This is a genomic window from Arenimonas metalli CF5-1 (assembly GCF_000747155.1).
GTDB classification, from domain to species: Bacteria; Pseudomonadota; Gammaproteobacteria; order Xanthomonadales; family Xanthomonadaceae; genus Arenimonas; species Arenimonas metalli.
This window is the reverse complement of the sequence record NZ_AVCK01000044.1, coordinates 114,000-125,939: the sequence shown is the minus strand read 5'-3', so window position 1 is coordinate 125,939 and position 11,940 is coordinate 114,000. Positions and strand designations below refer to the sequence as shown.

Sequence of the window (11,940 nt, the reverse complement as noted above, 5' to 3'; positions counted from 1 at the left end):
TGTTGCGTCGACCGATTGAGACCGCCGCGGATTAACGCGGATAAAGGCCGATAAAGCAAAGGGTTGAAAAGAAAAAGGGAGGCCTTCGCGGCCTCCCCTCATCTTGCGTCGGACCAATACTGATTGCTCTATCCGATCTTATCCGCGTCAATCCGCTCTTATCCGCGTTCGAATCCTTACTTCCCCGCAACCGCCGCGGCGGGCTTGTCGCCGTGGCGCTTGGTGATGACGTACTGCTGGGCCAGGCCGAGGATGCCGTTGGTGCACCAGTACAGCACCAGGCCGGACGGGAAGAAGGCCATCATCACGCCGAAGATGAGCGGCATGAAGGTCATGATCTTCTTCTGCATCGGGTCCATGCCCGGCGTCGGCGTCATCTTCTGGGTGAGGTACATCACCACGAGGTTGATCACCGGCAGGATGAAGTACGGATCCGGCGCGGTCAGGTTCTGGATCCAGCCCAGCCACGGCGCCTGGCGCATCTCGACGCTCTCGAGCAGCATCCAGTACAGCGCGATGAAGACCGGGATCGTGATCAGGATCGGCAGGCAGCCGGCGGCGGGATTGACCTTCTCCTTCTTGTACAGGTCCATCATCGCCATCTGGAACTTCTGCTTGTCGTCGCCGTAGCGCTCCTTGAGCGACTCGATGCGCGGCTGGATCGCGCGCATCTTGGCGAAGCTCTGGTACTGCTTGGCCGACAGCGGGTACAGCAGCAGCTTGATGATCAGCACCGTCAGGATGATCGCCCAGCCCCAGTTGCCGGTCAGGTCGTGCAGCGGCTCGAGCACGAAGTCGTACATCGGCTGCGCGAGGAAGGTGAAGATGCCGTAGTCGAGCGTCAGCTTCAGGCCCGGCGCGACGTCCTGCATCTGCTCCTGCAGCTTCGGGCCCACCCACAGGCGCGCTTCGCGCGTCACCGACAGGCCGGGGCCGACTTCGATCGGCGCGCTGACGCCGCGCACGAGGTAGCGCGGGGTCGCGCCCGGCAGCGAGGTGATGGAGAAGCGCTGCGCTTCGTTCTCGTTCGGCACCCAGGCCAGCGCGAAGTGGTGCTGCAGCATCGAGATCCAGCCGCCGGTGACTTCGCGTGTCTGCGGGCCGTCCTCGAAGATGTCGGGGATCTTGTACTTCTCGAAGCCTTCCTCCGGGCTGTACCAGGCGGCGCCCACGAAGCTGAAGGCCTCCGGGTTGGTCAGGCTGGAGGTGCGCGGGGTCGGCGGCGGCGGCACCCGCTGCAGCTGCTCGTAGGCGTTGCCGCGCCAGGCCTGGCTGCCCTGGTTGCTGATTTCCTGGCGCACGGTGATGGCGTAGGAGCCGCGCTCGAGCACCAGCACCTTGCGCACGCGCAGGCCGGTGGCCGGGTCTTCCCAGACCATCGGCACTTCGAGCTGCTGGCTGCCGTCGGCCAGGGTGTAATTGCTGCGGCCGTCCTCGGTGCGGAACATCGCCTCGTGGCTGGGCGCGGTGCCGGTAGTGGCCACCAGGCCGGACTGGGCCACCGAGTAGTGCACGGCGTCGGTGCCGAGCAGGCGCACCTTCACGTCCGGCTTGTCCTTCTCCACCGGGTAGGCGAGCAGGTCGGCGCCGACCAGGCTGGCGCCGCGCGGGTCGACCTGCAGGCGCAGCACGTTGGTGGTGACGGTGACCAGGCCCTGGGCGGGCGCGGCCACGCTGGCCGAGGGCACGTCGCCCGGCACGCCGGGCGCCGGGGCGGCGGCGGCCGAGGGCACCGCGGCGGCAGCGGGCACGTCGGCCGCCGACGGAATCGCATCGGCCGCGGCGGGGATCGGCGCGGAGGCGGCCGGGGGCGGCGCGGGCTGGGCCGGACCGCGGCTCCATTCCATGAACAGGAGGGTGGCGACGGCAAGCCAGGCGATCAGCAGGAAGGAACGGGTCTGGTTCATGGGCAGGCTGCGGGCGCCGGCGTGGGGCCGGGGCCGGGCACGGGGTCTCGGTCAGGAATCGGAGGCGGGGCGTTCGGACGCGCCCGGGGTGGCCGGCATTGTGCCGGGCGGGGGCGCGGGCTTCAACGACCGGGCGCGTTCAAACAGCTGCAGGAACTGCGCGCGGAGCTCGTCGTTGCCGAGCTTGCTGGCGCCGGGTTGTGCGATCAGCACGTAATCGCCGGGCGGCAGGTGCGCGCGCTCGTGTCGGAAGAATTCGCGGGCCAGCCGCTTGATGCGGTTGCGGCCGACGGCGCGCTTGTCGACTTTCTTGGACACGGCAACGCCGAGCCGAGGCACGGTGGCATCGGCCCGGACGTGGGCATGCAGCTTCAGCTGGGGGCTGGAGAGCCTTCGTGCCCCCTTGAAGACCGCCTGGTATTCGGCGGAAGCGCGCAGGCGCGCGCTGGGGGGGAAGGACTTCGGCGTGGCGGGCGGGAGCGTGTTCACGGTCCCTGCAATGGCCCGCGGGTTGCCGCCGGCAAGCCGGCGGCGACGCGTCAGACGGCCAGGCGGGCCCGGCCCTTGGCGCGGCGGCGGGCAAGGATCTTGCGGCCGTCGGCGGTCTTCATGCGGGCGCGGAAGCCGTGGTCACGCTTACGCTTGAGGTTGCTGGGCTGGTACGTGCGCTTGGTGGCCATGGTGGCACCCCGGTTAAGTTTTGGGCGGAAAAGACCGGGGACTATAACGGCCCGGCCCCCGCGTCGTCAAGCCAATTTCGCGTGGCGGGCTTGGCGCGGCGGCGCTAGACTCCCTCCCCCCGACCACTTATCCACAGCGGCGCCCTGGCGCCACTGTTCCCCGGACTTTCGCTTGAACATGGATGCTGCCTGGCCCCGCTGCCTGGAACGACTGGAAGCCGAACTGCCGGCTGAAGAGATACACGCCTGGCTCAGGCCGCTGCAGGCCGAGGCCCGCGCCGACGGGCTGACGCTGTACGCGCCCAATGCCTTCGTGGTGGACCAGGTGCGCGAGCACTACCTGGACCGGATCCGCGAGCTGGTGTCGCATTTCGCCGGCGGCCCGGCCCCGGTGGCGCTGGCCGTGGGCTCGATCAAGCGCGCCGAGGCGCCGATGGCCGGCACCGCGCCGGCGGCGGCCCGCCCGGCACCGCCGGCGGCGGCGTTCGCCGGCAACCTCGACGGCCACTACACCTTCGACAACTTCGTGGAAGGCCGCAGCAACCAGCTCGGTCGCGCCGCCGCGCTGCAGGTGGCCCAGAACCCGGGCAAGGCCTACAACCCGCTGCTGCTGTACGGCGGCTCGGGCCTGGGCAAGACCCACCTGATGCACGCCGCCGGCAACCTGATGCGGCAGAACAACCCGGGCATGCGCGTGCTGTACCTGCGCTCCGAGCAGTTCTTCAGCGCGATGATGAAGTCGCTGCAGGAAAAGTCGATGGACCAGTTCAAGCGCCAGTTCCAGCAGGTGGACGCGCTGCTGATCGACGACATCCAGTTCTTCGCCGGCAAGAACACCACGCAGGAGGAGTTCTTCCACACCTTCAACGCGCTGTTCGACGGCAAGCAGCAGATCATTCTCACCTGCGACCGCTACCCGCGCGAGGTGGAGAACCTCGAGACGCGGCTCAAGACCCGCCTGACCTGGGGCCTGAGCGTCGCGATCGAGCCGCCTGATTTCGAGACGCGCGCGGCCATCATCGCCGCCAAGGCGGTCGAGCGCGGGGTGAAGCTGCCCGACGACGTGGCCTACCTGATCGCCAAGCGCATGCGTTCGAACGTGCGCGACCTCGAGGGCGCCCTGAACACGCTGGCGGCGCGCTCGAACTTCATGGCGCGGCCGATCACCGCCGAGTTCGCCCAGGAGACCCTGCGCGACCTGCTGCGGGCGCAGCAGCAGGTGGTGTCCATCAGCAATATCCAGAAGACCGTGGCAGACTACTACCAGCTGCGCATGGCGGACCTTTTGTCGAAGCGGCGGACGCGCTCGTTGGCGCGTCCGCGGCAGATGGCGATGGCCCTGTCCAAGGAACTCACCGAGCACAGCCTGCCGGAAATCGGCGATGCCTTCGCGGGCCGGGACCATACGACCGTGATGCACGCCTGCAAGGTCATGCGCGAACTGCGCGAGATCGACGGCAAGCTGCGGGAAGACTGGGACAAGCTGCTGCGCAAACTGAGCGAGTAAGGCCTGGGGCCGGGCCGGGTAAGCGTTGGGGACGGCCTGTGGACAAGCTGGGGACGCCTTTGGGGCCCGAAAGTTATCCACAGTTTGTGCCACCCTGTCCCGAAGCTGGCACACAGGCTTGGCAGTACGAATAAAACGTTTTGAATCAGTGGGTTGGATGAGTTATCCGGAGATTTTCGGCCCTCCACCACCACCACTTTTTTAAATATCCACTCTTGGAGCTTGGGGATCCGCATGCGTTTCAGCCTGACGCGAGAAGTCCTACTCAAACCCCTTCAGCAGGTCGTGAACGTGGTCGAGCGTCGCCAGACGCTGCCCGTCCTGGCCAACCTGCTGGTCAGCGTCGAAGGCAGCAAGCTGTCGATGACGGGCACCGACCTCGAGGTCGAGATGGTCGCCCGTTCGGACGTGGACGACGCCCAGCCGGGCGAAACCACCATTCCGGCGCGCAAGCTGTTCGAGATCGTGCGCGCCCTGCCCGACGGCAGCCGCGTCACCCTCAGCCAGACCGGCGACAAGGTAACCGTGCAGGCCGGCCGCAGCCGCTTCACCCTGGCCACCCTGCCCGGCAATGATTTCCCGGCCGTCGAGGACCTCGACCTGGTCGAGCGCATCCGCGTTCCGGAAGCCGCCCTGAAGGAACTCATCGAGCGCACTGCGTTCGCCATGGCCCAGCAGGACGTCCGCTATTACCTCAACGGACTGCTGCTGGACCTGCGCGAGAACTCCCTGCGCTGCGTCGCCACTGACGGCCATCGCCTGGCCCTGTGCGAGGCGCCCCTGCCGGCCGGCGCCCAGACCCGCAAGCAGATCATCCTGCCCCGCAAGGGCGTGCTCGAGCTGCAGCGCCTGCTTGAAGGCGGCGACCGCGAGGTCGAGCTGGAAGTCGGCCGCAACCACCTGCGCATGCGCCGCGAGGACGTCACCTTTACCTCCAAGCTCATCGACGGTCGCTTCCCGGACTACGACGCCGTGATCCCGATCGGCGCCGACAAGGAAGTGAAGGTCGACCGCGAGGCCCTGCGCGCCGCCCTGCAGCGCGCCGCCATCCTCTCGAACGAGAAGTACCGCGGCGTGAAGCTGGAAATCAGCCCGGGCCAGCTGCGCATCGTCGCGCACAACCCGGAGCAGGAAGAAGCGCAGGAAGAAGTCGAGGCCGAAACCAAGGTCGACGGCCTGGGCATCGGCTTCAACGTCACCTACCTGCTCGATGCGCTCACCGCGCTGCGGGAGGAGTTCGTGATCATCAACCTTCGCGACGCCAACTCGTCGGCCCTGGTCCGCGAGGCCAGCCACGAGCGCAGCCGCCACGTGGTGATGCCGCTGCGCCTGTGACCGGCCCGTTTCCCGTGGCACCCTGCCGCCCGGCCCTCGCCGGGCGGCTTCGTTTCTGGCGTCCGGTGGTACCGGGCCGGGCGGGGCCGTCGTGCGCCTGACCCGGCTGGACATCCGGCGCCTGCGCTGCCTGCAGCAGGTGGACTTCCGCCCCGCCCCCGGCCTGAACCTGGTGACGGGCGGCAATGGCGCCGGCAAGACCAGCCTGGTCGAGGCCATCCACCTGCTGGGCTACGGTCGCTCCTTCCGGGGCCGGGTGCGCGACGGCCTGATCCGGACCGGCAGCCCGAACCTCGAGCTCTACGCCGAATGGCTGGACGGCCAGGGCCGGACCCGCCGCGCCGGCCTCCGCCACGGCGGCAGCGACTGGGAGGCCCGGCTCGACGGGGCGCCCGCCCCCAGCCTGACCGAACTGTGCGCCGAGCTGGCCGTCGTGACCTTCGAGCCCGGCAGCCACGAGCTTATCGCCGGGGGCGCGGAACACCGCCGCCGCTTCCTGGATTGGGCCCTGTTCCACGTGGAACCGGCCTTCCTGCCGGTCTGGCGCCGCTACGCCCGCGCCCTGAAGCAGCGCAACGCCCTGCTCAAGCGCCAGCCGGCCCCGTCCGCCCTGGCGCCGTGGGACCGGGAGCTGGCCGAGGCCGGGGAATCCCTCAGCCGCCTGCGTGCTGACTACCTGGACCGGCTGGAGCCGGTGCTGGCGGCCACCGCCCGGGAGTTCCTGCCGGAGCTGGGCGAGGCCGGCCTGCGCTTCCTGCCGGGCTGGCGCCGCGAGGACAGCCCGCTGGAGGATGCCCTGCTGCTGGCCCGGGAGCGCGACGTGGCCCTGGGCTACACCAGCCTGGGCCCGCACCGCGCCGACTGGCGGGTGGACTACGTGGGACTGCCTGGGCGGGAAGCCCTGTCGCGCGGCCAGGAAAAGCTCACCGCCCTGGCCTGCGTCCTCGCCCAGGCCCGCGCCTTCGCCGCCGACAAGGGCGAATGGCCGCTGGTCTGCCTGGACGACCTGGCCTCGGAGCTCGACCAGACCCACCGCCACCAGGCGCTGGCGTCGGTGTTGAGCTCCGGGGCCCAGGTGATCCTGACCGCCACCGAGGCGCCGGGCGACCTGGCGGGCGCGCTGGCCCCGGAGAAGCGGTTCCACGTGGAACAAGGCCAGCTGCACGAGCGCTGAGCCCCGGGGCAGGGCGGCGCACCCCGCCCTCACGCGCTATACTCGCCATACCTTATTTATAGGCGCGCCGCGGCCTCTCCGGGAGCCGTCCGGGCGCCGGTGTGGCCCAACGCGAGACAAGATTGGCGATGACCGACGAACCGATTCAGCCGCAGTCCCCGAACAACACCTACGACTCCAGCAAGATCACCGTGCTCCGTGGCCTGGAGGCCGTCCGCAAGCGCCCGGGCATGTACATCGGCGACGTGCACGACGGCACCGGCCTGCACCACATGGTGTTCGAGGTCGTGGACAACGGCATCGACGAGGCCCTGGCCGGCCACTGCGACCACCTGATCGTGACCCTGCACAACGATGGCTCGTGCTCGGTGTCCGACAACGGCCGCGGCATCCCGACGGACATCCACAAGGAAGAGGGCGTCTCCGCGGCCGAGGTCATCATGACCGTGCTGCACGCCGGCGGTAAATTCGACGACAACAGCTACAAGGTGTCCGGCGGCCTGCACGGCGTTGGCGTCTCGGTGGTCAACGCGCTCTCGTCCAAGCTCTGGCTCGACATCTGGCGCGACGGCAAGCACCACCAGCAGGAGTACGCCGTCGGCGAGCCGGTGTATCCGCTCAAGGTCGTCGGCCCGTCCGGCAAGCGCGGCACCGAGCTGCGCTTCCTGCCCAACGCCGAGATCTTCACCGACACCGAGTTCCACTACGACATCCTGGCCAAGCGCCTGCGCGAGCTGAGCTTCCTCAACTCGGGCGTCAAGATCGAGCTGATCGACGAGCGCGGCGAAGGCAAGCGCGACCTGTTCGAGTACGAAGGTGGCATCCGCAGCTTCGTGGAACACCTGGCTGCCCTAAAAACCCCGCTGCATCAAACAGTTATCTCTGCTTCGGGTGAAAAGGACGGCATCGTGGTGGACATCGCGGTCCAGTGGACCGACGCCTACCAGGAAACGATGTTCTGCTTCACCAACAACATCCCGCAGAAGGACGGCGGCACCCACCTGCAGGGCTTCCGCGCCGCGCTCACGCGCACGCTGACCAACTACATCGAGCAGAACGGCATCGCCAAGCAGGCCAAGGTGGCCCTGTCCGGCGACGACATGCGCGAAGGCATGATCGCCGTGCTCTCGGTGAAGGTGCCCGACCCGAGCTTCAGCTCGCAGACCAAGGAAAAGCTGGTCTCGTCCGAAGTGCGCCCGGCGGTGGAGTCCGTGATCGGCCAGAAGCTGGAGGAATTCCTCCAGGAGCGTCCGAACGAAGCGCGCGCGATCGCAGGAAAGATCGTCGACGCCGCGCGTGCGCGCGAAGCCGCGCGCAAGGCCCGTGACCTCACCCGCCGCAAGGGTGCGCTCGACATCGCCGGCCTGCCGGGCAAGCTCGCCGACTGCCAGGAAAAGGATCCGGCGCTCAGCGAACTCTTCATCGTCGAGGGTGACTCGGCCGGTGGCTCCGCGAAGCAGGGCCGCAACCGCAAGACCCAGGCGATCCTGCCGCTCAAGGGCAAGATCCTCAACGTCGAGCGCGCGCGCTTCGACCGCATGCTCGCGTCCGCCGAAGTGGGCACGCTGATCACCGCGCTCGGCACCGGCATCGGCAAGGACGAGTACAACCCGGACAAGCTGCGCTACCACCGCATCATCATCATGACCGACGCCGACGTCGACGGCTCGCACATCCGCACCCTGCTGCTCACGTTCTTCTACCGGCAGATGCCGGAGCTGATCGAGCGCGGCCACGTCTACATCGGCCTGCCGCCGCTGTACAAGATCAAGCAGGGCAAGAACGAGATGTACCTCAAGGACGACGGTGCGCTCAACGCCTACCTCGTCAACAACGCGGTCGAGAACGCCGAGCTGCGCCCGGGCGAAGGCCTGCCGGCGATCAACGGCGCGCAGCTCGAGAAGCTGCTGCTCGATTTCGTCGCCGCGCGCGAAACCATCGCCCGCTTCGCGCACCGCGTCGATTCGCCGGTGCTCGAGGCGATGCTGGAAATGCCCGCGCTCACCGCCGAGGACTTCGCCGACGAACAGCGCCTGGCGCCGTGGTGCCGCGAGCTCGAGAAGCGCCTGAACGCCACCGGCCTCGGCCGCGCGCGCTACGTCTTCTCGATCCAGCCGGCCACCGATGACGGCCACGCCGGCGCGCTGGTGGTGCAGAAGCAGCACCACGGCCTGGCCGCCACCCAGGTGCTGGCCGCCGGGCAGCTGCTGGGCGGCGAACTGCGCCAGGTCAACGAAATGGCCGGCACGCTCAACGGCCTGCTGCAGCCCGGCGCCACCCTGGTGCGCGGTGGCAAGAGCCAGCCCGTGTCCAACTTCGTGCAGGCGCAGGAATGGCTGCTCGAGGAAGCCAAGAAGGGCCGCATGATCCAGCGCTTCAAGGGCCTGGGTGAAATGAACCCCGAGCAGCTGTGGGAAACCACGGTCAACCCGGAAACGCGCCGCCTGCTGAAGGTGCGCATCGAGGACGCCGTCGCCGCCGACCAGATCTTCGCCACGCTGATGGGCGACGTGGTCGAACCGCGCCGCGAGTTCATCGAAGACAACGCGCTGCGTGTCGCCAACCTCGACGTCTGACGACGCCTCGCCATCGCCCCGCCACCGCGTGCTGCGCTGGTGGCGGGGCACGCCATTCCGCGGCGCCATCCTCGACCTGCTGCTCTACTTCGGCGCGACCCTCGCGCTGACCCTCGCCTTCGCCACGCCGCTGGTGCTGCAGTTCCAGCGCGAACAACCCTACGGCCCGCAGCGCGTGCAGCTGGTGTTCCAGCCCTGCGAAGCCGAGCGCTGGAACGAAGCGGCGGTCAAGGACGTCTTCGCACGCCAGGGCGAGCTGCGCCCCGCACGCGCGCCCGACGGCAGCCCGATCCCGAAATTCATGAACGTGCTGATGCTGCCGCACGAGGCCGAAGGCGCGCACGAGCCCGCGGTGCTCGGCTACTTCGAACTGCATCCGCACACCGGCCACCGCCCGCACATCGACGGTCCGGCGCTGGTGCAGGCCGCCGGTTGCCCGATCACCGAGATCCGCGTGTCGCCGCTGGCCAGCCTGGTGGACGCGATGCAGTCGCTGCCGCAGCGCCTGGCCAGTCCGCTGCTGATCCTGGCGCTGTGCGCTTCCGGCCTGGCGGCGCTGCTGGTGTGGTGGGTGCGCGGCCGCGCGCTGCCGTCGCTGCCGTCGCCGATGCCGCTGGGCCGCGCGCTCGCGCTGGCGGTGGTCGCCGGCGTGCTGCTGCAGGCCGCAGCCACCGGCCTCCTGCTCGGCCTGCGGAACCTGGGCCTGCCGCTGGAGCCGAGCAACCTCGAACCCCTGGTGGCCCTGGTCAAGGATCGGCCGGTCATCGCCTTCCTGCTGGTCGCCATCGTGGCGCCGGTCGGCGAGGAGCTCTTCTTCCGGCACGTGCTGCTGCGGCGCTTCGCGGTAGCCGGACGGGCGGTCACCGGGCTCGTCGCCAGCGCCGTGGTCTTCGGGGTATTGCACGAGATCACCGCGGGCAACGGCGGCCGTCTCGCGCAGCTGGCCATGGCCGGTATCTACGTGGCGATGGGCCTGGCCTTCGGGCTGCTCTACCTTCGCACCGGGCGCTTCGCCGCCGTCGCCCTGGCGCACGGGGTGGGCAACGCCGTGGCGGTGGGGCTGCTGGCGTATTCGACCTCCTGACTACGGGGTTACACTTGCGCCTCGCCGCCGGCCGGGGAAAACCGGCGGTTCCCGGAACCCGAACTGGATACCCATGAGCAAACGCCACCTCTACCTGCTGGCCTTCTCGATCATCGCGATCGCGTGTGCGGCCATGTACTACAAGTGGAGCGTGCTCAAGTTCCCGCTGCAGCCCGACGCGCAGGTGCAGGTGTGGACCGTGCAGGCGCACGTCGAGTACCAGCCGCGCGCGGCCGCCAACGCGGTGACGCTGCAGATCCCCTCCTACACGCCGGGCTTCGCCGTGCTGGACGAGCGCTTCATCGCCCGCGGCTACTCCAAGCTCGAGTCGTCGAGCCCCGAGGGGCGCGAGGTGCAGTGGGCCAACCGCCGCGTCGTCGGCGAGCAGGACCTCTACTACCGCGCCACCATCGTGCGCAGCCAGGAGCAGGAGCAGGCGCTGCTGGATTTCGATCCGGTCATCCCGTCGCCGCCCGAGCTCGAGGAGCCCTACGTCACCGCCGCCGACAGCCTGCTGCTGCAGGTGCGCGAAGGCTCGATCAACAACGTCACCTACGCCCGCGAGCTGCTGCGCCGCCTCGGCGAGGCCACGCCCAGCGAGGAAGTGGCCCTGCTGTCCGAGCGCTACGGCGCCGATGAAAGCGACCGCGCGTATTTCGCCGTGCAGCTGCTGGCCCGGCGCAGCATCCCCGCGCGCGTGATCCACGGCCTCCAGCTCACCGACGAACCGCGCGAAGGCGAGGGCCGCCTGCAGCCCTGGCTGATGGTGCACGACGGCCTCGCCTGGACCATCATCGACCCGCGCACCTTCGCCGAAGGCCTGCCGTCCGACCTGTTCCTGTGGAGCAGCAGCGACCGCCGCGTGCTGCAGATGGAGAGCGAGGCCGCCGCGTCGCTGATGTTCTCGGTCAGCCGCAACCTGGCCGACGCGATGGCCATCGCCGAGCGCCGGCTCGAGGTGCAGGACGCCAACCTCGTGCGCTACTCCCTGCTCAGCCTGCCGCTGCAGGCGCAGGAAACCTACCGCGTGCTGCTGATGGTGCCGATCGGCGCCTTCATCATGCTGCTGCTGCGCAACCTGGTCGGCGTGAAGACCTACGGCACCTTCATGCCGGTGCTGATCGCGCTGGCCTTCCGTGAAACCGCGCTGGTGGCCGGCGTCACCCTGTTCGTGCTGGTGGTCGGCTTCGGCCTGCTGGTGCGCTTCTACCTCGAACGCCTCCGCCTGCTGCTGGTGCCGCGCCTGACCGCGATCCTGATCCTGGTGGTGCTGCTGATGGCCGCGGTCAGCGTGCTGTCGAACCGCCTGGGGCTGGAGGTCGGCCTGTCGGTGGCGCTGTTCCCGATGGTGATCATGGCGATGACCATCGAGCGCATGTCGGTGGCCTGGGACGAGCGCGGCGCGGGAACCGCGATCCGCGAGGGCGTGGGCACCCTGATCGTCGCCGCGCTGGCCTACCTGGTGATGAGCTGGCGGCCGCTGGAGCACCTGGTGTTCGTGTACCCGGAGACGCTGCTCGTACTGTTCGCGTTCGCGCTGCTGCTGGGCCGCTATTCGGGCTATCGCCTGAACGAACTGTTCCGTTTCCGCGCCTTGGCGCGCGATCCGGATCCGATCACGCCGCCGCCGTCGCCGGCCGACGCCACCGACACCGCGTCCTCCGGCAAGGCCTGAGC

Annotated in this window: 9 protein-coding genes; 6 read left to right on the top strand and 3 right to left on the bottom strand. The window is 69.0% G+C overall.

Features of this window, described 5'->3' with window-relative positions:
- Positions 1–176: 176 nt before the first annotated feature.
- From yidC to rpmH, 3 genes are read right to left on the bottom strand one after another with little or no spacing between them, the layout of a single operon-like run.
- Complete coding sequence (yidC, locus tag N787_RS11610; protein ID WP_034214232.1) at positions 177–1,907, bottom strand: membrane protein insertase YidC; 1,731 nt, start codon at positions 1,905–1,907, stop codon at positions 177–179.
- A 51-nt stretch (positions 1,908–1,958) separates the two neighbouring features.
- On the bottom strand, positions 1,959–2,396 hold the full coding sequence (gene rnpA, locus N787_RS11605; protein WP_034214230.1) for a ribonuclease P protein component: 438 nt from the start codon (positions 2,394–2,396) through the stop codon (positions 1,959–1,961).
- Positions 2,397–2,446: 50 nt separating this feature from the next.
- On the bottom strand, positions 2,447–2,587 hold the full coding sequence (gene rpmH, locus N787_RS11600) for a 50S ribosomal protein L34 (protein ID WP_026817103.1): 141 nt from the start codon (positions 2,585–2,587) through the stop codon (positions 2,447–2,449).
- Positions 2,588–2,765: 178 nt separating this feature from the next.
- Between rpmH and dnaA the strand changes: the two genes are divergently transcribed.
- From dnaA to N787_RS11570, 6 genes are all read left to right on the top strand, one after another.
- Entirely contained in the window at positions 2,766–4,094 is a 1,329-nt protein-coding gene (gene dnaA / locus N787_RS11595; protein WP_034214224.1) for a chromosomal replication initiator protein DnaA, read from the top strand.
- A gap of 234 nt (positions 4,095–4,328) precedes the next feature.
- Positions 4,329–5,429: a DNA polymerase III subunit beta gene (gene dnaN / locus N787_RS11590; protein WP_034214221.1), complete on the top strand. Its 1,101-nt coding sequence runs from the start codon at positions 4,329–4,331 to the stop codon at positions 5,427–5,429.
- Positions 5,430–5,520: 91 nt separating this feature from the next.
- Complete coding sequence (recF, locus tag N787_RS11585; RefSeq protein ID WP_034214219.1) at positions 5,521–6,603, top strand: DNA replication/repair protein RecF; 1,083 nt, start codon at positions 5,521–5,523, stop codon at positions 6,601–6,603.
- 128 nt (positions 6,604–6,731) lie between these two features.
- Positions 6,732–9,179, top strand: coding sequence for a DNA topoisomerase (ATP-hydrolyzing) subunit B (gene gyrB / locus N787_RS11580; RefSeq protein WP_034214216.1), 2,448 nt, complete (start codon positions 6,732–6,734; stop codon positions 9,177–9,179).
- The gene (locus tag N787_RS14470; protein WP_156969018.1) at positions 9,157–10,263 is read left to right on the top strand and encodes a CPBP family intramembrane glutamic endopeptidase; all 1,107 of its coding nucleotides are present in this window, start codon (positions 9,157–9,159) and stop codon (positions 10,261–10,263) included. The genes gyrB and N787_RS14470 overlap by 23 nt, the downstream gene beginning before the upstream one ends.
- Before the next feature lie 73 nt (positions 10,264–10,336).
- Positions 10,337–11,938 (top strand): UUP1 family membrane protein, encoded by a 1,602-nt coding sequence (locus N787_RS11570; RefSeq protein ID WP_052575420.1) that lies wholly within the window; start codon positions 10,337–10,339, stop codon positions 11,936–11,938.
- The last annotated feature ends 2 nt before the right edge of the window (positions 11,939–11,940 follow it).